Source organism: Thauera sp. SDU_THAU2, assembly GCF_038260575.1.
Taxonomy (GTDB): Bacteria; Pseudomonadota; Gammaproteobacteria; order Burkholderiales; family Rhodocyclaceae; genus Thauera.
Genome location: NZ_JBBWUN010000003.1, coordinates 3,151,381 through 3,174,587 on the forward strand (window position 1 = coordinate 3,151,381; position 23,207 = coordinate 3,174,587).

The 23,207-nt window shown below is 67.8% G+C and carries 17 protein-coding genes and 2 pseudogenes; 1 reads left to right on the forward strand and 18 read right to left on the reverse strand.

Annotation, left to right across the window (positions count from 1 at the left end):
* Positions 1–5 precede the first annotated feature (5 nt).
* Both AAFL97_RS16415 and secA read right to left on the reverse strand, forming a co-directional pair.
* Entirely contained in the window at positions 6–1,355 is a 1,350-nt protein-coding gene (locus AAFL97_RS16415; RefSeq protein ID WP_341645823.1) for a sigma-54 dependent transcriptional regulator, read from the reverse strand.
* Between the two features lie 586 nt (positions 1,356–1,941).
* Positions 1,942–4,668: a preprotein translocase subunit SecA gene (secA, locus tag AAFL97_RS16420; protein WP_341645824.1), complete on the reverse strand. Its 2,727-nt coding sequence runs from the start codon at positions 4,666–4,668 to the stop codon at positions 1,942–1,944.
* A 107-nt stretch (positions 4,669–4,775) separates the two neighbouring features.
* Between secA and AAFL97_RS16425 the strand changes: the two genes are divergently transcribed.
* Positions 4,776–5,207 (forward strand): DUF721 domain-containing protein, encoded by a 432-nt coding sequence (locus tag AAFL97_RS16425; RefSeq protein WP_341645825.1) that lies wholly within the window; start codon positions 4,776–4,778, stop codon positions 5,205–5,207.
* Between the two features lie 44 nt (positions 5,208–5,251).
* Here the strand turns inward: AAFL97_RS16425 and AAFL97_RS16430 are convergent, their stop codons facing one another.
* The 16 genes and pseudogenes from AAFL97_RS16430 to rsmH form a co-directional block, all read right to left on the reverse strand.
* Positions 5,252–5,440 (reverse strand): hypothetical protein, encoded by a 189-nt coding sequence (locus AAFL97_RS16430; protein WP_341645826.1) that lies wholly within the window; start codon positions 5,438–5,440, stop codon positions 5,252–5,254.
* A gap of 28 nt (positions 5,441–5,468) precedes the next feature.
* Positions 5,469–6,395, reverse strand: a complete 927-nt coding sequence (lpxC, locus tag AAFL97_RS16435; RefSeq protein WP_341645827.1) for a UDP-3-O-acyl-N-acetylglucosamine deacetylase — start codon at positions 6,393–6,395, stop codon at positions 5,469–5,471.
* 281 nt (positions 6,396–6,676) lie between these two features.
* Positions 6,677–7,825 carry a cell division protein FtsZ gene (gene ftsZ / locus AAFL97_RS16440; protein WP_068636016.1) on the reverse strand — a complete coding sequence of 383 codons (1,149 nt, stop codon included), beginning with the start codon at positions 7,823–7,825 and terminating at the stop codon, positions 6,677–6,679.
* A gap of 157 nt (positions 7,826–7,982) precedes the next feature.
* A complete protein-coding gene (gene ftsA, locus AAFL97_RS16445; RefSeq protein WP_068636015.1) occupies positions 7,983–9,212 on the reverse strand; it encodes a cell division protein FtsA in 1,230 nt (409 codons plus the stop codon).
* A complete protein-coding gene (locus AAFL97_RS16450; protein WP_341645828.1) occupies positions 9,212–10,081 on the reverse strand; it encodes a cell division protein FtsQ/DivIB in 870 nt (289 codons plus the stop codon). Before AAFL97_RS16450 ends, ftsA begins: the two co-directional genes overlap by 1 nt.
* Complete coding sequence (locus AAFL97_RS16455; protein ID WP_341645829.1) at positions 10,074–10,988, reverse strand: D-alanine--D-alanine ligase; 915 nt, start codon at positions 10,986–10,988, stop codon at positions 10,074–10,076. Before AAFL97_RS16455 ends, AAFL97_RS16450 begins: the two co-directional genes overlap by 8 nt.
* On the reverse strand, positions 10,985–12,400 hold the full coding sequence (murC, locus tag AAFL97_RS16460) for a UDP-N-acetylmuramate--L-alanine ligase (protein ID WP_341647184.1): 1,416 nt from the start codon (positions 12,398–12,400) through the stop codon (positions 10,985–10,987). Before murC ends, AAFL97_RS16455 begins: the two co-directional genes overlap by 4 nt.
* A gap of 96 nt (positions 12,401–12,496) precedes the next feature.
* Positions 12,497–13,567: an undecaprenyldiphospho-muramoylpentapeptide beta-N-acetylglucosaminyltransferase gene (gene murG, locus AAFL97_RS16465; protein WP_341645830.1), complete on the reverse strand. Its 1,071-nt coding sequence runs from the start codon at positions 13,565–13,567 to the stop codon at positions 12,497–12,499.
* Positions 13,564–14,790 carry a putative lipid II flippase FtsW gene (ftsW, locus tag AAFL97_RS16470; RefSeq protein ID WP_341645831.1) on the reverse strand — a complete coding sequence of 409 codons (1,227 nt, stop codon included), beginning with the start codon at positions 14,788–14,790 and terminating at the stop codon, positions 13,564–13,566. The genes murG and ftsW overlap by 4 nt, the downstream gene beginning before the upstream one ends.
* Positions 14,787–16,217, reverse strand: coding sequence for a UDP-N-acetylmuramoyl-L-alanine--D-glutamate ligase (gene murD / locus AAFL97_RS16475; protein WP_341645832.1), 1,431 nt, complete (start codon positions 16,215–16,217; stop codon positions 14,787–14,789). Before murD ends, ftsW begins: the two co-directional genes overlap by 4 nt.
* A complete protein-coding gene (gene mraY, locus AAFL97_RS16480; protein ID WP_341645833.1) occupies positions 16,214–17,302 on the reverse strand; it encodes a phospho-N-acetylmuramoyl-pentapeptide-transferase in 1,089 nt (362 codons plus the stop codon). Before mraY ends, murD begins: the two co-directional genes overlap by 4 nt.
* A 1-nt stretch (position 17,303) precedes the next feature.
* The gene (locus AAFL97_RS16485) at positions 17,304–18,716 is read right to left on the reverse strand and encodes a UDP-N-acetylmuramoyl-tripeptide--D-alanyl-D-alanine ligase (RefSeq protein ID WP_341645834.1); all 1,413 of its coding nucleotides are present in this window, start codon (positions 18,714–18,716) and stop codon (positions 17,304–17,306) included.
* Positions 18,713–20,211: pseudogene (locus AAFL97_RS16490) on the reverse strand (UDP-N-acetylmuramoyl-L-alanyl-D-glutamate--2,6-diaminopimelate ligase). Before AAFL97_RS16490 ends, AAFL97_RS16485 begins: the two are co-directional and overlap by 4 nt.
* Positions 20,212–21,987: a peptidoglycan D,D-transpeptidase FtsI family protein gene (locus AAFL97_RS16495; protein WP_341645835.1), complete on the reverse strand. Its 1,776-nt coding sequence runs from the start codon at positions 21,985–21,987 to the stop codon at positions 20,212–20,214. It abuts the pseudogene before it with no gap.
* On the reverse strand, positions 21,984–22,253 hold the full coding sequence (ftsL, locus tag AAFL97_RS16500) for a cell division protein FtsL (RefSeq protein WP_263461691.1): 270 nt from the start codon (positions 22,251–22,253) through the stop codon (positions 21,984–21,986). The genes AAFL97_RS16495 and ftsL overlap by 4 nt, the downstream gene beginning before the upstream one ends.
* Positions 22,250–23,199, reverse strand: a pseudogene (rsmH, locus tag AAFL97_RS16505) (16S rRNA (cytosine(1402)-N(4))-methyltransferase RsmH). The gene ftsL and the pseudogene rsmH overlap by 4 nt, the downstream one beginning before the upstream one ends.
* Positions 23,200–23,207 lie beyond the last annotated feature (8 nt).

A 23,207-nucleotide genomic window follows, 5' to 3' on the forward strand; every position in this document is an offset into this window, starting at 1 on the left:
GCCGGCTAGAGGACGATCTTCAGACGGTCGATCATGCGGTACAAGGTGACCCGGGAAATACCCAGACGGCGAGCCGTCTCCGAAACGTTGTTGCCGTGCGTCTTCAGGCTGGTTTCGATCAGTTCGCGCTCGACCCTGGTGCGGATTTCGTCCAACGTCGGCATGCCCTGCTCCGGTTCCGACGACAGCCCGAGGTCGGCCGCACCGATCAGGCGGCTCTCGGTCATGATCATCGCGCGCTGAACCCGGTTGACCAGCTCCCTGACGTTGCCGGGCCAGTCGTAGCGCATCATGGCCTGGAGCGCCGCGCTGCTGAAGCCGCGCACCTGGGGAGCCGCCTGCTCCCGGTGCTCGGCGAAGATGCACTCGGCAAGCAGGGGAATGTCCTCGCGCCGTTCGCGCAAGGCGGGCAGCCCGAGATGCAGGACATTGAGGCGATAGTACAGATCCTCGCGGAAACGGCCTTGGGTGACCGCGCGCACCAGGTCGACATGCGTCGCCGCGATGACCCGGACATCGACTTTCACCCGCTCGGTCGAGCCGACCCGGGTGATGCATTTCTCCTGCAGGAAACGCAGCAGATTCGCCTGCATTTCCAGCGGCAGATCGCCGATCTCGTCGAGAAACAGAATCCCGCCGTTGGCCGCCTCGATGTTGCCGATCTTGCGCTGGGCGGCACCGGTGAACGCACCCCGCTCGTGGCCGAACAGTTCGGACTGGATCAGGCTGGGCGCGATCGCCCCGCAGTTCATGGCGATGAAGGGCCCCCGTGCGCGCACCGAATACTGATGAATGGCATGCGCAACCAGCTCCTTGCCGGTGCCGGATTCGCCGCCGATCAATACCGGTGCATCGACCGTCAGGATCTTGTCGATCTGGCGATACAGCTGGCGCATTCCGGAGCTCGTCCCGGTCATGCCGTATGCGCCGCACTCGCGGCGGGGTGCCAAGGCATGCCGGCACAGCTCGACCTTGCCATGGGCATGGCCCAGCGTGCACGACAGCCGCTCCCTGTCCAGGGGCCGGGAGTGGAAATCATGGAAACTGCGCAGCAGCTCCGGCCCCAGCCGGTCGCTGTTCAGCAGGTCCGGGCCGAGCAGCGCGATCCATTCGATGTCGGGGCGCCGGAGCACGCTCTCCAGCTCACCGAGGGACCAGGGCCGCTCGGAATCGAAAGCCACGAGGCCGATCGGTGGCGGATCGCAGCTCAGGGCCTTGCGTGCGGCATCCATCGTCGCCACGCGCTGGAAGATCCAGCCGGACAGGTGAAGCGCTTCGAGTTCGGCGATGGCATAGCCAGTACGGTCGAGCACGATCGCCCGCCTCGAGGCCTTTACGCACGCCCTGTCGGACATGCCCGCCCTTCCATCGCGCCAGATCGAACAGCATGCTCCGCCATCTGTCTCTCCCGAATCGAGATTCACGGCCGTGACACACACTCGCCCGCCCCGCACAGCTCATGACGCCATCGCACCGAATTCGCCGGGTAAGGCATCACGTCCCGCCCTCATGCATGGGGCGGGCATAGGGCGACAAGACGGCAGGCCCGGGCCTTGCGCCCACAGCCGTCCGACGAACCTGAAGCCGGATCCGTCTCATGCCATCTTGCAATTCAGTTATGGAATATCGTGATGGAGAGCGTCAAGCAATCAGCAGGCCAGATCATACAAGCCGCTGATTCTCATATTTGTTTTTCTTTGCATTGAAGCCGGCGGCGGCGAAAACGTAAAAGAATCCGACACAAAGCCCCTGCAGCCGCCTCGACATCAAGGACGACGGGCGGGGAACACCATGCCCGCCGCACTTGCAGTCGCGTGCATGTGAGTCACCCCAGCCCGAAAACCGGGGCTTCCTCGTCGCGGGCTTGTGGCGCCTTCGGCTCCACGGACGCTTGGCTCGCCGACCCCGCCATGAATGGCAGGGCTTGCGCTCGACCCGTGCTCAGTTCAACTGGCCGTGACAATGCTTGTACTTCTTGCCCGAGCCGCAGGGGCAGGGATCGTTGCGGCCGACACGCGGCCCGGCCTGTGCAGGCTGCGCCTTCGCCGCCTGCGCGGCATTGGCGGCAGCCAGCACTTCGTCCTGGTCGGCGTGGTGGTACTGCACGTTCTCCACTGCAGGCGGCTTTTCGGCCTCGTCGAGCTGGGCTTCGGTGCGCACCTGGACCGTCATCAGGATCTTGGTGACGTCGGCGCGGATCGCATCGAGCAGGGTCTCGAACAGCTCGAAGGCCTCGCGCTTGTATTCCTGCTTGGGGTTCTTCTGCGCATAGCCGCGCAGGTGGATGCCCTGGCGCAGGTGGTCGAGCGCGGCGAGGTGCTCGCGCCAATGAGTATCCAGGCTCTGCAGCATCACGTTGCGTTCGAACTGATGCCAGGCCGAGATATCCACCAGCGAGGTCTTGGCGGCGTAGGCCTCCTCGCCCGCGGCGACGATGCGTTCGAGCATCTGCTCGTCGTCCAGGCTCGGCTCGGCCTTGATCCACTCGCCCACCGGCAGCTTCAGCGCCAGCTCGGAAGCCAGCGCCATCTCCAGGGCGGGGATGTCCCATTGCTCCTCGACGCTGTCCTGCGGTACGTAGCGGCGGAAGACGTCGCCCAGCACGCCCTGGCGCATCGCCTTGACGGTGTCGGAGATGTCCTCGGTCTCGAGCAGCTCGTTGCGCTGCTGGTAGATGACCTTGCGCTGGTCGTTGGCGACGTCGTCGTATTCCAGCAGTTGCTTGCGGATGTCGAAGTTGCGCTGCTCGACCTTGCGCTGCGCCGATTCGAGCGAGCGGGTGACCATGCCGTGCTCGATCGCCTCGCCTTCGGGCATCTTCAGCCGCACCATGATCGCGTTCAGGCGCTCACCGGCGAAGATCTTCATCAGCGGGTCTTCCAGCGACAGGTAGAAGCGGCTGGAACCCGGGTCGCCCTGGCGGCCCGAACGGCCGCGCAGCTGGTTGTCGATGCGGCGCGACTCGTGGCGCTCGGTGCCGATGATGTGCAGGCCGCCGGCGGCGATCACCTGCTCGTGCACCTTGGCCCAGTCCTCGCGCATCGCGACGATCTTCGCTTCCTTTTCCTCGGCCGGCAGCCCGTCGTCGTCGCGGACCGCGGCGACGGGGCGCTCGATGTTGCCGCCGAGCACGATGTCGGTACCGCGGCCGGCCATGTTGGTGGCGATCGTCACCACCCCCGGGCGGCCCGCCTGGGCGACGATCTGCGCTTCGCTGTCGTGCTGCTTGGCGTTGAGCAGTTGGTGCTCGATCTTGGCCTTCTTCAGCAGGCCGGAGAGGAATTCGTTGGTCTCGATCGAGGTCGTGCCCACCAGCACCGGCTGGCCGCGCTGCACGCAGTCGCGGATGTCCTCGATCACCGCGTCCCATTTCTCCTTCGCGGTGCGATAGACCTTGTCGTTCTCGTCCCTGCGCTGGGTGGGCTTGTTGGTCGGGATCACCACCGTTTCGAGGCCGTAGATCGAGTGGAACTCGAAGGCTTCGGTATCGGCGGTACCGGTCATGCCGGCCAGCTTGCCGTACATGCGGAAGTAGTTCTGGAAGGTGATCGAGGCCAGGGTCTGGTTCTCGGCCTGGATGCGCACGCCTTCCTTGGCCTCGACCGCCTGGTGCAGGCCGTCGGACCAGCGCCGGCCGGCCATCAGGCGGCCGGTGAATTCGTCGACGATGACCACTTCGCCGTTCTGCACCACGTAGTGCTGGTCCTTGTGGTACAGCGCATGCGCGCGCAGCGACGCGTACAGGTGATGCACCAGCAGGATGTTGCCCGGATCGTAGAGGCTGGTGCCTTCGGCCAGCAGGCCCATGCGCATCAGGATCTGCTCGGCGTTCTCGTGGCCGTCCTCGGTCAGCAGCACCTGGTGCGACTTCAGGTCGACCGTGTAGTCGCCCGGCTCGGTGATGTTGTCGCCTTCGCCTTCCTGCCTTTTCAGCAGCGGCGCGACCTGGTTCATCTTCAGGTAGAGCTCGGTGTGGTCCTCGGCCTGGCCGGAGATGATCAGCGGCGTGCGCGCCTCGTCGATCAGGATGGAGTCCACCTCGTCGACGATGGCGAAGTTCAGCGTGCGCTGCACGCGCTCGCTGGCCGCATAGACCATGTTGTCGCGCAGGTAGTCGAAGCCGAACTCGTTGTTGGTGCCGTAGGTGATGTCGGCCGCGTAGGCCGCCTGCTTCTCGGCGTGCGACATGCGCGAAAGGTTGCAGCCCGTGCTCAGGCCGAGGAAGCCGTAGATCCGTCCCATCCACTCGGCGTCGCGGCTGGCGAGGTAATCGTTCACCGTGATCACATGCACGCCCTTGCCGGACAGCGCGTTCAGGTAGGCGGGCAGCGTGGCGACCAGGGTCTTGCCCTCGCCGGTGCGCATTTCGGCGATCTTGCCGTTGTGCAGCACCATGCCGCCGACCAGCTGGACGTCGAAGTGGCGCATGCCATGCACGCGCTTGCCGGCCTCCCGCACTACCGCGAAAGCCTCGGGCAGCAGCATGTCGAGCGCCTCGCCGTTCGCCACGCGCTGCTTGAACTCGGCGGTCTTGCCGCGCAGTTCTTCATCGGACAACGCGGAGATTTCCGGCTCGAGCGCGTTGATCTTGCGCACGGTCTGGGAATACTGGCGGACGAGGCGGTCGTTGCGACTACCGAAGATTTTCTTGAGCAGGCCGGAGATCATGTTGGAGGTGGACGTCGATTCGGCAAAGGCGCGAGTTTATCATGCCGCACAGGGCGCCCCACTGCGCACCACGGCACGACCTCCCGCATTCCTCTTTCCCACGCCCCATGAGCCGCCCCCTTCATCGTTTTCTCGGCAGTGTCGAATCCCTCGCCCGCCTGCAGGACCACGCCGCCCGCCTGCGGCGGCTGCAGGGCACGCTGGACGCCGCGCTGCCCCTGCAACTGGCCGAACAGTGCCACGTCGCCAACCTGAAGGACGACGTGCTGGTCATCACCACGCGCAACGGCGCCACCGCGGTACGGCTCAAGCAGATGCTGCCCAGCCTGCAGGAGCACTTCCTGCGTGCCGGCCACGCGCTGGGCACGATCAGGGTCAAGGTCGGGACGCCCGAGCAGCGGACCTGGCGTCCGCCGGCGACGGAGCGTCACATATCGGCCGACGCCAAGGCCGGCCTGTCGGAATTCGCCGCCTCGCTGCCGCCGGATTCACCCTTGCGCGAATCTCTCGAGCGCCTGGTCAGGCGCGGGCGCGAGTAGCAGCGGGAAAAGTGGCGGGTGCGAAAACAGGCGGCCCAGGCCGTTCAGATCATCGGCACCAGCACGCGCTCGATGGCGAACAGCGCCAGCACGGCCAACAGCAGCACGACGACGATGCGGAAAGCCTTCCACGCCCACAGCTTGTAGCGCGGATTGCCGGTGAGCAGCCACAGGATCACCGAGCCGCCGATGGCGAGCACCGCCAGCAACAGCAGCAGACGCATGATCAGCATCGGCGCTGCTCCGTGATCGTGGCCGGCATCAGGCCTGGGCCGGCAGGACGTCGCCGAACTGGTGGACGACGGCCGGCGGCGTGGCCTTGGGCTGCTCGAAGCTGACGATCTCCCAGGCTTCGCGGTCTTCGAGCAGCACGCGCAGGATCTGGTTGTTCAGGGCGTGGCCGGCCTTGTGTGCCGCATAGGAGGCCAGCAGCGGATGGCCACACAGGTAGAGGTCGCCGATGGCATCGAGCACCTTGTGCTTGACGAACTCGTCGGCGTAGCGCAGGCCCTCGGCGTTGAGCACGCGGTACTCGTCCATCACGATCGCGTTGTCGAGGCTGCCGCCGAGCGCGAGGCCGTTGGACTGCATGAACTCGACGTCCTGCATGAAGCCGAAGGTGCGCGCGCGGGCGACGTCGCGGATGTAGGAATGGGTGGCGAAATCGACCTTGACCGAAGTCGCCGTGCGGTCGATCGCGGGATGATCGAAGACGATGGAGAATTCGAGGCTGAAGCCATCGTAGGGGTCCAGGCGCACCCACTTGTCGCCTTCGCGGTATTCGACCGGTTTCTTCACCCGCAGGAACTTCTTCGGCGCCTTCTGCTCCTCGATGCCCGCCGACTGCAGCAGGAACACGAAGGGCGCGGAGCTGCCGTCGAGGATGGGAATCTCGGGCGCATCGACGTCGACGTGCAGGTTGTCGATGCCGAGGCCGGCCAGCGCCGACATCAGGTGCTCGACGGTGCCGACCTTCTCGCCGTTCTTTTCCAGGCCCGAGCACATCCGCGTGTCGCAGACGGCATAGGGATCGGCCGGCAGGGTCAGCGGCGGTTCGAGGTCGACGCGGTGGAAGACGATGCCGGTGTCCGGTGCCGCCGGACGCAGCACCAGCGTCACCTTGCGCCCGCCGTGCAGACCGACGCCGGTGGCCTTGACGATGGATTTGAGGGTGCGCTGCCTGATCATTGTTAAATTCCTTATATCGGCCAGCAGTTTAGCACGCACCCGCCGACGGTACGGACTATGGGTGCAATGCAGCAAAGCTGTTGCATGGACATACCTGCCGCCGTTCAGCGCCTCTCCCCCGCTCGCGGGATGGGCTGCGGAAACGGGGAACAGGCATGCGACCACCTGCCGCCCCAAGACGAAACGGGCATCTGCCGCGAACCGGAGGCGGCGGTTCGCGGCAGATGCCCGTCGGACGCCGGACGCAGCAGAGCAGCGCCCGGCACCGGCACAGACGGCGCTCAGTCGGCCTGGCGGCGCAGGAAAGCCGGGATGTCGTAGGTGCCGACGCCGCTGGTGCTCATCGCTTCGACCGTGGTGCGGCGGCCGGTGCGCATCACCGCCGGCACGTCGAGGCTGTTCATGTCGACCGCGCCGCTGCCGCCCATCGCCGGGCCGTAGGTACCGGTGCCCTTCACCACTTCCATGATCGGCTGGCGGGCCGAGCGCGGCGCGCCGAGGCCGGTGGCGACGACGGTGATGCGGATGCGGTCTTCCATGCTCTCTTCGAACACCGTGCCGTACTTGACGAAGGCTTCCGGCGCGGCGAAGGCCTGCACGGTCTTCACCGCGTCGCGCACTTCGGACATCTTCAGCGACTTGCTGGCGGTGATGTTGATCAGCACGCAGCGCGCGCCCGACAGCTCGGTGCCTTCGAGCAGCGGCGACACCGCGGCCTGTTCGGCGGCGATGCGGGCGCGGTCCATGCCGGCGGCTTCGGCCGACCCCATCATCGCGCGGCCCATTTCGGCCATCGCGGTGCGCACGTCCTGGAAGTCGACGTTGACCAGGCCGGGCACGTTGATGATCTCGGCAATGCCGCCGACCGCCGAGCGCAGCACGTTGTCGGCCGAACGGAAGCACTCCTCGAAGCCGGCATCGTCGCCATAGACGTCGAGCAGCTTGTCGTTGAGCACGACGATCAGCGAATCGACGTGGCGGGTCAGCTCCTCGACGCCGCTTTCGGCGACGCGGATGCGGTTCTCGAAGTCGAAGGGCTTGGTCACCACGGCGACGGTCAGGATGCCCATCTCCTTGGCGATCTCGGCCACCACCGGCGCAGCGCCGGTGCCGGTGCCGCCGCCCATGCCGCCGGTGATGAACACCATGTGCGCACCTTCCAGCGCGGCGGCGATCTCCTCGCGCGACTCCTGCGCCGCGGCGCGTCCGGCTTCCGGCTTGGAGCCGGCGCCGAGGCCGGTGCTGCCGAGCTGGACCTTGTGCGACGCCAGGCAGCGGTTCAGCGCCTGCGCGTCGGTGTTGGCGGTGATGAAATGCACCCCCTTCACCCCTTCACGGATCATGTGGTCGACGGCATTGCCACCGGCGCCACCGACACCGATCACCTTGATGACCGTACCGGACGGTTCCTTCTCAACGATTTCAAACATTTGCCTCGCCTCCTGAATTAACGGCCCTGCTCAACAACGAATACCGATCCGCCTGCATCTAGTAAATTCCGGAAAGTGTAATACTAAATACGGGCTGCCAAATCGGCCTTAATACAAAATGACACCATGACAAAATTCCTGGACTTTTCGCATCCGTTCAGAAATTGCGTTCGAACCATGACTTCATGCGGCCGAAGAACTGTTTCACGCTGCGCGTGTCGCGCGCCTGGAAACCCCGCCGGCGCTGCGCCGCGCCTTCCATGACCAGGCCCATCGCGGTGGAGTAGCGCGGCTGGCAGACCACGTCCGCCAGGCCGCCGTCGTACTGCGGCGCGCCCACGCGCACCGGCATGTGGAACACGTCCTCGCCCAGCTCGGCCATGCCGCGCATCACCGCCGAACCGCCGGTCAGCACGATGCCGGACGACAGCAATTCCTCGTAGCCGCTGCGGCGCAGCTCGGCCTGGACCAGTTCGAACAGCTCGGACACGCGCGGCTCGATGACGTCGGCCAGCGCCTGGCGCGACAGCTTGCGCGGCGGCCGGTCGCCCACCCCGGGCACTTCGATCATTTCTTCCGGGTCGGCCATCTGGTGCATCGCCACGCCGTGGCGGATCTTGATTTCCTCGGCCTCGGCGGTCGGCGTGCGCAGCGCCATGGCGATGTCGTTGGTGATCTGATCGCCCGCCACCGGAATCACCGCGGTGTGCCGGATCGCGCCCTGGGTGAACACCGCGATGTCGGTCGTGCCGCCGCCGATGTCCACCATGCACACCCCGAGTTCCTTCTCGTCCTCGGTCAGCACCGCATAGCTGGAAGCAAGCGGCTGCAGGCTCAGGTCCATGACTTCCAGGCCGCAGCGGCGCACGCACTTGATCACGTTCTGCGCCGCCGACACCGCGCCGGTGACGATGTGCACCTTCACTTCCAGGCGCACGCCGCTCATACCGATCGGCTCGCGCACGCCGCCCTGGCCGTCGATGATGAATTCCTGGGTCAGGATGTGCAGGATCTGCTGCTCGGCCGGAATCGGCATCGCCCGCGCGACCTCGATCACCCGATCGACGTCGGTCGGCGTGACTTCCTTCTCCTTGATCGCCACCGTGCCGCTGGAGTTGAAGCTCTTGATGTGGCTGCCGGCGATGCCGGTATAGACGTCGTGGATCTTGCATTCGGCCATCAGCTCGACCTCCTGCAGCACGCGCGAGATCGCATCCACCGTGGCTTCGATATTGACCACCACGCCGCGCTTGAGGCCGTTGGTGGGCTGGGTGCCCAGACCGACGACGTTGAGCCGGCCGTCGGGCCGCACCTCGGCGACCATGCAGGTCACCTTGGTCGTGCCGATGTCGAGTCCGACGATCAGTTCCTTGTATTCCTTGCTCATTACCTGCCCTTTCTGCCACTTTGCGGCGCGGCCTGCAGCAGCACCGTACCGTCGGCCGGCGTCAGCGCAAATCCGCTCGGGTAGCGCAGATCCGCTACCTTGATGTCGATGTCGACCTGCTCGCGCACCCGCGGCCACACCGCGATGAAGCGCTTGAGCCGGTCGGCGAGTAGAGACCTTTCCTGCTCGCGGCCGAGCATGATCACCAGGCCGTTGTCGAGCTTGAGCTGCCAGGCTTGACGCGCCGACAGCACCAGTCCGACCAGTTGCACGCCCATCGGCTGCAGCAGTTCGGAAAATTCGCCGTAACGTGCCAGCAGCCAGCCCGACGTGCCCTGTGGGCCGTCGAAATGCGGCATGTCGGCGTCGCTGGCGGCAACGAAGACTTCGCCCTGTGCATTCACCAGCCGCGCATCGCCGCTGTCGGACACCGTCCAGTAGGCCACCGCTTGATGCTCCTCGATGCGCAGTTCGAGCGCATCGGGCCAGCGCCGGCGCACTTCGGCCTTGCGCACCCAGGGAAGCTTCTCGAAAGTCCCCTTCACCGCCTCCAGATCGACGGTGAAGAAGTTGCCGTCGATCGCGGTACGCGCGGCGTATTCCAGTTGCTCCTCGGTGACCTGCGTCGGCGGCGTCAGCACCACGACCTCGCCGATCGGAAACAGCGGCCGCGACACGAACCAGATCACCAGCGCCCAGCCCAGGCCGACCGCCCCCAGCAGGGTCAGCAGGTCGGAGATCAGGTTCAGCAGCGCCGGCCTGTGCCACAGCCCCTTGCCGTCGCGCGCCGCGGCCGCCCGCGCCGCCGGTCGGGCGGAACGGATGGCAGCAGGACGAACGGCCGCGGGCCGGGCACCGACTTCAGCCAAGGCGGGCTCCTTCGAGAATCTTCAGGCACAGGGCATCGAACTCCAGCCCGGCCACGCGCGCCGACATCGGCACCAGCGAATGGCTGGTCATGCCGGGCGAAGTGTTCATTTCCAGCAGGTAGGGCTTGCCTTCGGCAGTCAGGATCAGGTCGCCGCGGCCCCAGCCGCGGCAGCCGAGCACGCGCGCGGACTTCATCACCAGTGCCCGCAGTTCGGCCTCCTGCCCGGCCGGCAGGCCGCAGGGGCAGTCGTAGCGGGTGTCGTCGGTGAAATACTTGTGCTGATAGTCGTAGTTGCCGTCCGGCGCGACGATGCGCACCAGCGGCAGCGCCTGGTCTTCGAGGAAGGGCGCGGTCAGCTCCTGGCCCTCGATGAACTCCTCGGCGATCACCAGGCTGTCGTAGCGCGCCGCCAGTTCCCAGGCCGCCTGCAACTGCTCCGCGGCGACGACCTTGGTCGCGCCCATGCTCGAGCCTTCATGCACCGGCTTGACGTAGATCGGCAGGCCGAGTTCGGCCACCACCGCATCCCAGTCGGTGCCGGCGTCCAGAATCGCGTAGCGCGGCGTCGGCAGGCCGCAGGCCAGCCACACCATCTTGGTGCGCCACTTGTCCATCGACAGCGCCGAAGCCATCACGCCGCTGCCGGTGTAGGGAATGCCCATCAGCTCCAGCGCCCCCTGTACCGTGCCGTCCTCGCCGCCGCGGCCGTGCAGGGCGATGAAGGCGCGCTCGAAGCCTTCGTCCTTCAGCGCGTGCAGGTCGCGCTCGGCCGGATCGAAGGCATGCGCATCCACGCCGGCGCCCTGCAGCGCGGCCAGCACCGCCCGGCCGGACATCAACGACACCTCGCGCTCGGCCGACGTTCCGCCGAACAACACCGCCACCTTGCCGAACCGCGCCTTCACGTCACGTCCTCGATCGATGCGAGCTTGCCCGGCACCGCGCCGATGCTGCCCGCGCCCATGGTGATCACCACGTCGCCATCGCGCGCGGTGGACAGAATCATCTTCGGCATGTCGGCGATGTCCTCGACGAACACCGGCTCGACGCTGCCGGCGACGCGTATCGCACGCGCCAGCGAGCGCCCGTCGGCGGCGACGATCGGCGCCTCGCCGGCGGCATAGACTTCGGCCAGCAGCAGGCCGTCGACCGAGGACAGCACCTTGACGAAGTCCTCGAAGCAGTCGCGCGTGCGGGTGTAGCGATGGGGCTGGAAGGCCAGCACCAGGCGCCGGTCCGGGAAAGCGCCGCGTGCCGCGGCGATCGTCGCCGCCATTTCCACCGGGTGATGGCCGTAGTCGTCCACCAGCGTGAAGCTGCCGGCCTCGTCGCCGTCCAGATCGACCAGTTGCACTTCGCCGTAGCGCTGGAAGCGGCGGCCGACGCCGCTGAAATCCGCCAGCGCCTTGACGATGGCCTCGTCCGGCACCTGTACTTCGGTCGCCACCGCGATCGCCGCCAGCGCATTGAGCACGTTGTGCATGCCGGGCAGGTTCAGCGCGATCGGCAGGCGCGTGGTCGTGCCATTGACCCGTACGCAGTCGAACAGCATCCGGCCGCCGTCGGCACGCACGTTCTCGGCGCGGATGTTGGCGCTCGGCGACAGGCCGTAGCGCACGATCTGCTTCGACACCTGGGGCATGATCTCGCGCACGTTGGCGTCGTCCTCGCACAGCACGGCGACGCCGTAGAACGGCAGCCGCTGCAGGAAATCGACGAAAGCCTGCTTGACCCGGCCGAAATCGTGGCCGTAGGTGTCCATGTGGTCGGCGTCGATGTTGGTGACGACCGCGACCATCGGGCTCAGCAGCAGGAAGGAGGCATCGGACTCGTCGGCCTCGGCCACCAGGTATTCGCCCTTGCCGAGGCGCGCGTTGGCGCCGGCGGCGTTGAGCCGGCCGCCGATGACGAAGGTCGGATCGATGCCGCCTTCGGCGAGGATGCTCGCCACCAGCGAGGTGGTGGTGGTCTTGCCGTGGGTGCCGGCGATGGCGATGCCCTGCTTGAAGCGCATCAGCTCGGCCAGCATCAGCGCGCGCGGCACGATCGGGATGTTGCGTTCGCGCGCCGCCACCACTTCCGGGTTGTCCGCCTTGACCGCGGTGGACGCCACCAGCACGTCGGCGCCGGCGACGTTGTCGGCCGAATGGCCGCGCATCACACGGGCGCCCATCTTCTGCAGCCGGCGCGTCGCGGCGTTGTCGCCGAGATCGGAGCCGCTCACCGCATAACCCTGGTTCACCAGCACTTCGGCGATGCCGCTCATGCCGGAGCCGCCGATGCCGACGAAGTGGATGTTCCTGACCTTATGCTTCACGGTCATTGCCCTCATGGCGATCGAGCGGCGCCCCGAACAAGGCCTTGGCGTTGTGAGCCAGCACTCCGACGAAATCGATGTTCCTGAGCTTGTGCTTCATTTCCTGTCTCCGCCGGCCAGTTCCTCGCAGACGCGCGCCACTTCGGCAGCCGCCTGCGGCCGGGCCAGGGCACGGGCGTTCTCCGCCATCTGCAGCAGGCGCGGGCGGTCGATGCTGGCGAGGATGCCGGCCAGCCGTTCGGCATTGAGTTCGGTTTGCGGCAGCAGATAGGCCGCGCCGCGATCGGCGAGGAAGCGGGCGTTGCCGGTCTGGTGATCGTCCACCGCGTGCGGGAAAGGCACCAGCAGGCTGGCCGCCCCCACCGCGGCGAGTTCGGACACCGTCAGCGCGCCGGCGCGGCAGATCACCAGGTCGGCCTCCGCGTAGGCGCTCGCCATGTCGTCGATGAAGGGACGCAGCTCGCCCTCCACCTGCGCGCGCGCATAGGCGGTACGCAGAGCCTCGATCTGCTTCTCGCCCGCCTGGTGCAGCACCTGCGGCCGGCCCTCGGCCGGCAGGCGGGCGAGTGCCGCCGGCACCGCATCGTTGAGCGCCGCCGCGCCGAGGCTGCCGCCGACGACAAGCAGCTTCAGCGGCCCTTCGCGGCCGGCGAAACGCTCGCCCGGCGGCGCCACGGCGGCGATCTCGGCACGCACCGGATTGCCGATCCAGCGGCTTTTCTCCAGCACCTCGGGAAAGCCCGTCAGCACCCGCTCGGCGACGCCGGCGAGCACGCGGTTGGCCAGCCCCGCCACCGAGTTCTGCTCGTGCAGCACCAGCGGACGGCCGAGCAGCGCCGCCATCATGCCGCCGGGGAAGGTGATGTAGCCGCCCATGCCCAGCACCACGTCGGGCCGGCTGCGGCGCAGCGCGCGCAGCGCCTGCCAGAAGCCGGACAGCAGGTTCAGCGGCAGCATCAGCTTGCGCACCAGGCCCTTGCCGCGCAGCGCGCCGAAGCGCACCCAGGCGGTGTCGTAGCCGCGCGCTGGCACGATGCGGGCTTCCATGCCGTCCGGGTTGCCCATCCAGACGATGCGCCAGCCGTGCTCGCGCAGGGCTTCGGCCACCGCGATGCCGGGGAAGATGTGGCCGCCGGTGCCGCCGGCCATGACCATCAGCGTCTTCATGGCTGGACCCCGCGCTTCAGCTGCCGCACTTCCCAATCGCAGCGCAGCAGGATCGCCAGCGCGATGCAGTTGGCGACGATGCTCGAGCCGCCGAAGCTCATCAGCGGCAGGGTCAGGCCCTTGGTCGGCAGCAGGCCCATGTTGACGCCCATGTTGATGAAGGACTGCACGCCGATCCACAGGCCGATGCCCTGCGCCACCAGGCCGGCGAAGTAGCGTTCGAGCCGGATCGCCTCGCGGCCGATCACGAAGGCGCGCTGCACCAGCAGCGCGAACATGGCGATGACGGCGATGATGCCGACGAAGCCGAGCTCCTCGGCGATGACCGCGAGCAGGAAATCGGTATGCGCCTCGGGCAGGTAGAACAGTTTCTCCACGCTCGCCCCCAGGCCGACGCCGAACCATTCGCCGCGGCCGAAGGCGATCAGCGCGTGCGACAGCTGGTAGCCCTTGCCGAAGGCATCCTTCCACGGGTCCATGAAGCCGAGCACACGCTCCAGGCGATAGGGCGAAATCAGGATCAGGGTGACGAAACCGATCACCGCGGCGATCGCCAGCAGCGCGAACACCCGGCCATTGACGCCGCCGAGGAAGAGCACGCCGAAGGCGATCGTGGTGATGACGACGAAGGCGCCGAAGTCCGGCTCGCGCAGCAGCAGGAAGCCGACGAACAGGATCACCGCCATCATCGGCAGGAAGCCGCGCTTGAAGCTGCTCATGGCGTCGAGCTTGCGCACCGTGTAGTCGGCGGCATACAGCGCGGCGAAGATCTTCATCAGCTCCGACGGCTGCAGGTTGACCGGCCCGAGCGACAGCCAGCGCTGCGCGCCATTGACTTCGCGCCCCACGCCCGGAATCAGCACCACGATCAGCAGCACCACGCCGGCGACGAACAAGGGCATCGCCAGCTGCTGCCAGCGCGCCATCGGCAGCTGGAAGGCGAGCAGCCCGCAGCCGACGCCGATGGCCATGAACACCGCGTGGCGCGCGACGAAGTAATAAGGCTGGTAGTTGGTGAAACGGCTGCCTTCGGCGATCGCAATCGAAGCCGAATACACCATCACCAGTCCGAGCAGCAGCAGGCCGACGGCCGACCAGATCAGCAGCGGATCGAGTTCGCGCATGAAGCTGCCGCCGCGCGCGAAGCGATCGCCCACCCTCGGTGCCGCGGACTTGCCCGAGACGGTGGCGAACATGTTCGTCAGGCTGGAACCGAGCTTCATCGCGCATCGACCTCCGGCAGGCGCCGCACCGCGGCAATGAACACTTCGGCGCGATGGGCATAACCGCGGAACATGTCGAAGCTGGCGCAGGCGGGAGACAGCAGCACCGCATCCCCTTGCTGCGCCAGTTCGGCGGCGCGGCCGACCGCGGCATCCAGATCGGCCGCATGCTCCAGCGGCACGCCGGCGCCGGCCAGCGCAGCTTCGATGCGCGCCGCATCGCGGCCGATCAGCACCACCGCGCGCGCCCCACCGGCAACCGCAGGCGCGAGCGGCGAGAAATCCTGGCCCTTGCCGTCGCCGCCGGCGATCAGCACCACCGGACGGTCGAAGCCGTCCAGCGCGGCGACCGTCGCGCCGACGTTGGTGCCTTTGGAGTCGTCGTAGAAGCGCACGCCGTCGGCGCGCTCGGCAACCAGTTCGACGCGGTGCGGCAGGCCACGGAAGGCGCGCAGGCCGGCAATCAGTTGCGCAGGCTCGATGCCCAGCCCGGCTTCGCACAGCGCCAGCGCGGCCAGCGCGTTGGCGGCGTTGTGGCGTCCGGCCAGCGGCAGTTCGGCCAGCGCGAGCAGCGGCTGGCTGCCGCGCACCAGCCAATCGGCGCCGTCGTGGCGGGCGATGCCGTAATCGGCCTCGGCGCAGTGCGCAGCGGCGCCCGACGCGACGGCGCCCGGAGCGTCAACACCGAAGCGGATCACCCGGCGGCCCGGCAGTGCCATCGCCTCGACGCGCGCATCCTGGCGGTTGATCACCTGCACGCCCTGCCCCCGGAAGACCGCGGCCTTGGTCGCGGCATAGGCCTCGACGTCGGCATAGCGGTCGAGGTGGTCGTCGCTGACGTTCAGCACCGTCGCCGCCTCGGCATCCAGGCCGTCCAGGGTCTCGAGCTGGAAACTGGACAGCTCCAGCACCCAGCAGGCCGGCAGCTCGATGCCCAGTTCCAGGCGCTCCATCAACACGTCGAGCGCGGCCGGGCTGATGTTGCCGGCGGCGACCGCGTCGATGCCGACCGACTGCGCCAGCGCGGCGGTCAGCGCGGTGGTGGTGGTCTTGCCGTTGGTGCCGGTGATGGCGAGGATGCGGCAACGCTCGCGCACGCCGAGTTCGGCCAGCGCCTGCGCCAGCAGGCTCATCTCGCCGGTGACGGGCAGGCCGCGGCGGTAGGCTTCGGCGGCGATGCCGGTGCGCGGATCGAGCCCGGGGCTGAGGGCGACGAGATCGATGCCATCGAGCACGTCGGCGCCGAAGCTGCCGCTGACGATTTCGGCCAGCGGCGCGTCCTCGCGCAGCGCCTCGAGGCCGGGCGGCACGGCGCGGCTGTCGGCGACGCGCAGGCGCGCGCCGCGCAGTGCGCACCAGCGCGCCATCGCCAGGCCCGATTCGCCGAGCCCGAGCACCAGAACGTGTTTGCCCGTCAGCTCGCTCATCTCAGTTTCAGCGTCGACAACCCGAACAGCACCAGCATGATGGTGATGATCCAGAAGCGGACCACCACCTGCGTTTCCTTCCAGCCGCCCAGCTCGTAATGGTGGTGCAGCGGCGCCATGCGGAAGATGCGCTTGCCGCCGCTGGCCTTGAAGTACAGCACCTGCACCATCACCGACAGGGTCTCGGCGACGAACAGCCCACCCATGATGAAGAGCACGATTTCCTGGCGCACGATGACGGCGATGGTGCCCAGCGCCGCGCCCAGCGCCAGCGCACCGACGTCGCCCATGAACACTTCCGCCGGGTAGGCGTTGAACCACAGAAAACCGAGCCCGGCGCCGCAGATCGCACCGCAGAACACCGCCAGCTCGCCGGCGCCGGCGATGTAGGGCACGCCGAGGTAGTTCGAGAAGCCGGCGTGGCCGGCGACGTAGGCGAAGATGGCGAGCGCGCCGGCCACCATCACCGTCGGCATGATCGCCAGGCCGTCGAGACCGTCGGTCAGGTTGACCGCGTGGCTGGTGCCGTTGATGACGAAATAGGTCAGCGCGATGAAGCCGAAGATGCCCAGCGGATAGGCCACGGCCTTGAAGAAGGGCACGATCAGCTCGGTCTGCGCCGGCGTGTCGGCGCTGAGGCCGAGGTAGATCGCCGCCGCCAGCGCGATCGCCGAAGTCCACAGATACTTCCAGCGGCTCGCCAGCCCCTTGGGATCGCGGTGCACGACCTTGCGCCAGTCATCCACCCAGCCGACGGCACCGAAACCGAGGGTGACGAGCAGCGTCACCCACACGTAGCCGTTCTTCAGATCGCCCCACAGCAGCACGGTGATGCCGATCGAGATCAGGATCAGCGCGCCGCCCATGGTCGGCGTGCCGGCCTTGGTCAGGTGCGACTTGGGGCCGTCGTCGCGCACCGCCTGGCCGATCTTCTTGGCCGCCAGCCAGCGGATGACGCCGGGGCCGGCGATCAGCGAGATCGCCAGCGCGGTCAGCGCGGCCAGCACCGTCCTCAGCGTGATGTAGCCGAAGACGTTGAAGCCACGAATGTCCTGGCTGAGCCAGAGAGCGATTTCCAACAGCATGTCAGGAGACGGTTCCGTTCAAAGGGGCGGGATTGTGCACTGCCGCAAGCGCATCCGCCACTCTTTCCATGCGCATGAAGCGCGAGCCTTTCACCAACACCACCGAGTCCGCATCGAGCCGCGCCGACAGCGCCCGCAGCAGCGCTTCGGGCGAGTTGAAGTGACGCCCGCCCTCGCCGAAATTGCGCACCGCCACCGCCGTCATCTCGCCCAGTCCGAACAGGCCGTCGATGCCCTTGCTCTTGGCGTAGCCGCCGATCTCGTCGTGCACCTGGGCGCTGGTTTCACCCACTTCGCCCATGTCGCCCAGCACCAGCCAGGTATGGCCCGGCATCGCCGCCAGCACGTCGATCCCGGCACGCACCGAGTCGGGATTGGCGTTGTAGGAATCGTCCAGGATCACCGCGCCGTTCACGCCCTCGCGCCGCTGCAGGCGGCCGCGGCTGCCGGCGAAGGCAGCCAGGCCTTCGGCCACCGCTTCGAGCGTCGCCCCCGCCGCCAGGCAGGCCGCGGCGGCGCCGACGGCGTTGCGCACGTTGTGCAGGCCGGGCACCTGCAGCGCGAATTCGATGCGGCCCTGCGGCGTGTCGAGTTCCACCCGCGAGCCGAGGCCGCGAAGGGTAGCTTGTCCGCGCACGTCGGCAGTCCGGTCGATACCGAATGTCACAATCCGGCGCCCGGCATTGAGGCGGCGCCAGCCGTCCGCATGCGGATCGTCGGCATTGATCACGGCGGCGCCGGCCGCACCGAGCCCGCCGTAGATCGCGCCCTTCTCCTGCGCGACTTCGTCCAGCGTGCCCATGCCCTGCAGGTGCGCCCGCTGGGCGTTGTTGACGATCGCCACCGTCGGCTGCGCCAGGCCGGTGAGATAGGCGATCTCGCCCGGCTGGTTCATGCCCATCTCGATCACTGCGGCGCGGTGGAAATCGCGCAGGCCGAGCAGGGTCAGCGGCAGGCCGATGTCGTTGTTCAGATTGCCCTGCGTCGCCAGCACCGACTCGTCGCCGAAGCCTTCGCGGCGGGCCTGGGCGCGCAGGATGACGGCGCACATCTCCTTGACCGTGGTTTTGCCGTTGCTGCCGGTGATGCCGATCAGCGGCAGCGCGAAGCGCGCGCGCCAGGCCGCGGCCAGCGTGCCGAGCGCGCGCCGGGTGTCGTCGACCACCACCACCGGCAGCACCGGTGCGGGGTTTTCGGCGAACCAGCGCGCATCCACCAGCGCCGCCGCGGCGCCGGCCTCGGCCGCGGTGCCGACGAAAGCATGGCCGTCGAAGCGGTCGCCGCGCAGGGCGACGAACAGCTGGCCCGGCACCAGCGCCCGGCTGTCGGAACCGACGCTGCCGAAGCGCACCGTAGCGGTGGCGTGCGCGCCGTGTGCGGCGAGCGCGCGGGCCGCGTCCTGCAGGCTCATCATCGCTGCGCACCTCGGGCATGCCAGGCGCGCAGGGCAAGATCGGCCTGTTCGAGATCGGAGAACGGCAGGCGCCGGCCGTGGATTTCCTGGTAGGGCTCGTGGCCCTTGCCGGCGATCACCACAACGTCGTCCGCTGCCGCCTCGGCGACGGCGAAGCCGATCGCCCGGGCGCGATCGACGATGTGCTCGGCCGTCGGCCCGGCTCCGGCCGCGACCGCTTCGAGGATCTTCTGCGGGTCCTCGGTGCGCGGATTGTCGCTGGTGACGATGACGCGATCGGCCAACTGGCGTGCCACCTCGCCCATCAACGGCCGCTTGCCGGGGTCACGATCACCGCCGCAGCCGAACACGCAGACCAGCCTGCCCTGGCGCGACTTCACCGTCGGCCGCAGGGATTCGAGCACCTGGGCGAGCGCATCCGGCGTGTGCGCATAGTCGATCACGATCAGCGGTTCGCAGACGCCGCCCACCAGTTGCATGCGTCCTTCCGGCGGCTGCAGGCGCGCCAGATGGGGCGCCAGTTCGTCGAACGGAAGACCGTGGACGAGCAGCGCCGCGGCGACCAGCAGCAGGTTGGAGACGTTGAAATGCCCGACCACGCGCACCTGGACGTCCGCAGTGCGCCCATCCCAGTGCAGCGCGAAGCGGAAGCCGGTGGCGGACGACTGCAGCCGGTCGGCGAACAGCACGCGCGCGCCGGGTACGGCATCGACATTGGCCTGGTACAGCGTGCAGGCGATCACCTCGCGGCCTTCGCCGGCCAGGCGCCGCGCCAGCATCAGCCCGAACGGATCGTCGATGTTGATGATCGCGGTCGCGCTGCTGCCGAGCGCGAACAGGCGGGCCTTCGCGTCGCCATAGACTTCCATCGAGCCGTGGTAGTCGAGGTGGTCGCGGCTCAGATTGGTGAAGATCACCGCGTCGAAGCAGGCGCCGTTCACCCTGCCCTGGTCGAGGCCGATCGACGACACTTCCATTACTGCCGCGCCCGCGCCGGCGGCAACGAAGCCGGCCAGCAGCCGATGCAGTTCCAGCGCATCGGGCGTGGTGTTGAGCGCGCTCTCCAATTCCCCCGGAAAGCCGTTGCCGAGGGTGCCGACGATGCCGCAGCGCGTTCCCAGGCCCTGCAGCGCGGCAGCGAGCATCTGGCTCACCGTGGTCTTGCCGTTGGTCCCGGTCACGCCCGCCAGCCAGAGCTTCTCGGACGGATGGCCGTAGATCTCATGGGCGAGATGCCCGGCAAGCTCGCGCAGACCTTCGACCGGCATCGACGGCACCGGCAAGTGCCCCGGGTTGAAGCCATCGGCGCTTTCCCACAGCACGGCCGCAGCCCCCCCTCGATCGCCGAAGCCAGGTAGCGGCGGCCGTCGGTACGGAAACCCGGCCATGCCGCGAACACCTCGCCGGCGCCGAGCTTGCGCGAATCGGCGGTGATGCCGGCAGGCTGCACGCCCGCCGCACGCAGGCAGGCCAGGATCGAGGCGACCTTGCCCATTTACATGCTCTCCCGCACCGCGCCGGTGGCGGCTTCGACTTCTTCACTCTGCCGGCGCGCGAGATGCAGCGGCGTCAGCGGTGCGTCCGGCGCCACGCCCAGCGAGCGCAACGAGCCTTCCATGATGCGCGAGAACAGCGGCCCGACCACGGTGCCGGCGTAGTAGCTGCCGGCACCCGGCTCGTCGATCATCACGGCGACGACGAGGCGCGGGTTCGACACCGGCGCGAAACCGACGAAGGAGGCGATGTAGCGCTTGACGTAGCGGCCGTTCTCGATCTTCAGCGCGGTGCCGGTCTTGCCGGCGACGCGGTAGCCGGCCACCTGGGCCTTGGTCGCGGTACCGCCGGTCTGGGTCACCGACTCGAGCATCGTGCGCATCACCCGGGCAGTCTCGATCGAGAAGATCCGCCGTCCATTGCTGGGCGTGCCTTCGAGACGGGTCAGCGACAGGGGCACGAGTTCGCCATCGCGCGCGAAGGCGAGATAGGCGCGCGCCATCTGGATCAGGCTGACCGAAATGCCGTGGCCGTAGGACATCGTCGCCTGCTCGATCGGCTTCCAGCTCTTGGCCGGCCGCAGCCGTCCGCCGCTTTCGCCCGGGAAGCCCAGGTTGAGCGGCTTGCCGAAGCCCAGGTCGTCGAACAGCTGCCACATCTCGGTCGGCGTGAAATGCTGGGCGAGCTTGACCGTGCCGATGTTGGAGGATTTCTGGATGACTTCGGCGACCGTCATCGGCTTGTCGTGGCGGTGCGAATCCGAAATCGTCGCCGTGCCGATGGTCATGCGGCCCGAAGTCGCATCGATCATCGTCGTCGGCCTGACCTTGCCGCGATCGAGCGCGAGCCCGGCGATGAAGGGCTTCATCACCGAGCCCGGCTCGAAACTGTCGGTGAACACCCGGTTGCGCAACTGCTCGCCGGTCAGGTTGCGGCGGTTGTTGGGGTTGAAGGTCGGCGCATTCACCATCGCGAGGATCTCGCCGCTGCGCGAATCGATGACCACCGCCGCGCCCGCCTTGGCCTTGTGCTCCTTCATCGTGTCACGCAGCGCCGACCAGGCGAGGTACTGGATCTTGCCGTCGACCGACAGCGCCACCTCCTCGCCTTCGCGCGGCGGGCGGACCGCCTCGGCACCTTCGATGATCTGGCCGCGGCGGTCCTTGATCACGCGGCGCAGACCGGGCTCACCGGCGAGCTGCTTGTCGAAGGCCAGTTCGATGCCTTCCTGGCCGCGGTCCTCGACGTTGGTGAAACCGAGAATGTGCGCCATCACCTCGCCGCCCGGGTAGTAGCGGCGGAACTCGCGCTGCTGGTGAATGCCGGGCAGCTCGAGATCGGCGATGCGCTGGGCCGCTTCCGGCGACAGTTGGCGCTTCAGGTAGACGAAATCGCGCTGGCTGGCGAGCTTCTCGTTGAGCTCGCGCACGTCCATTTCCAGCATCCGCGCCAGTTCGCGCGCCTGCGCGGGCTCGAGCTTGGCATCGGCCGGCATCGCCCACACCGAGCGCACCGGCGTGCTGACCGCCAGCATGTCGCCGTGGCGGTCGGTGATACGGCCGCGCGTGGCCGGAATCTCGATCGTGCGCGCGTAGCGCGACTCGCCCTTGGCCTGGAGGAAATCGTTATTGACGCCTTGCAGATACAGGGCGCGCCCGGCCAGCGTCATCGATCCCGCCAGCAGCGCGAGCAGCAGAAAGCGCGGGCGCCACATCGGCAGCTCGCGCTTGAGCAAGGGGTTGTGATTGAAGGTGACCGCACGCTGGCTCTTCTTCATGATGACGGCTCCACCACCAGGACCTGGCCCGGCACGGGCGGGCGCATGCCCAGCCTTTCCCGCGCGAGCTTTTCCACCCGGGCATGCGCGGCCCAGGTGCTTTGTTCAAGTTGCAATTGACCCCATTCCACTTCGAGGCTGTGCGCCCGCGCCTGCTCGCGCTCGAACTCGGCATACAGCTTGCGAGCCTGATGCTGGGCAGAGATCACCCCCAGCGCACTCGCCACCGTCAGCGCCACCAGCACGGCATCGAAGCGCATCTTCATGCTTCGCTCCCGGCGCGTTCGGCCACCCGCATCACCGCGCTGCGCGAACGGGGGTTGGCCGCCACTTCCGCGGCAGCCGGCCGCAGCGCCTTGCCAACCAGGCGCAGGCGGGGCGGCGGCAGTTCGGCGGCACGGATCGGCAGCCGGGCCGGCAGCACCGGCGGACGGGATTCGTCACGCATGAAACGCTTGACGATGCGGTCTTCGAGGGAATGGAAGCTGATCACCACCAGCCGGCCGCCCGTACCGAGACGGTTCACGCAGGCCGGCAGCACGCGCGTCAGCTCCTCGAGCTCCTGATTGATGAAAATCCGTAGAGCCTGGAAGGTGCGTGTCGCCGGGTGCTGCCCCGGCTCGCGTGTACGGACCGCTTTTTCCACGATCGCGGCAAGTTGTCCAGTGGTTGCAACAGCCCCCCTGTCCGAGCAGTTGCAATCGCCTTTGCAATCGCATGAGCAAACCGTTCCTCGCCATAATCCCTGATCACCTCCGTCATCTGGCCGACGGACGCTTCCGCCAGCCAGTCCGCCACGGTCTGCCCGCGGCTGGTATCCATACGCATGTCCAGCGGCGCATCGAAGCGAAAGCTCATGCCTCGCGCCGCCTCGTCGAGCTGGGGTGAAGACACCCCGAGATCCAGCAACACCCCATCCACCTGCACCACACCCAGCTCGTCCAGCACTTCGTCCAGCGAGCTGAAAGCCTCATGCACCAGCGTCAGCCGCGCATCGCCCAGTGCCCGGCCCGCCGCGATCGCCGCCGGATCGCGGTCGAAGGCGATCAGCCGCCCCTCCGGCCCGAGACGTTCGAGCACGGCGCGGCTATGTCCGCCACGGCCGAAAGTGCCGTCGACGTACACCCCGCCCGGCTTGACGTCGAGCGCATCGACCGCCTCTTTCAGCAGCACGGTGACGTGAACGACAGCCGGCGCTTCGGCGGCATGCATCGCGGTAC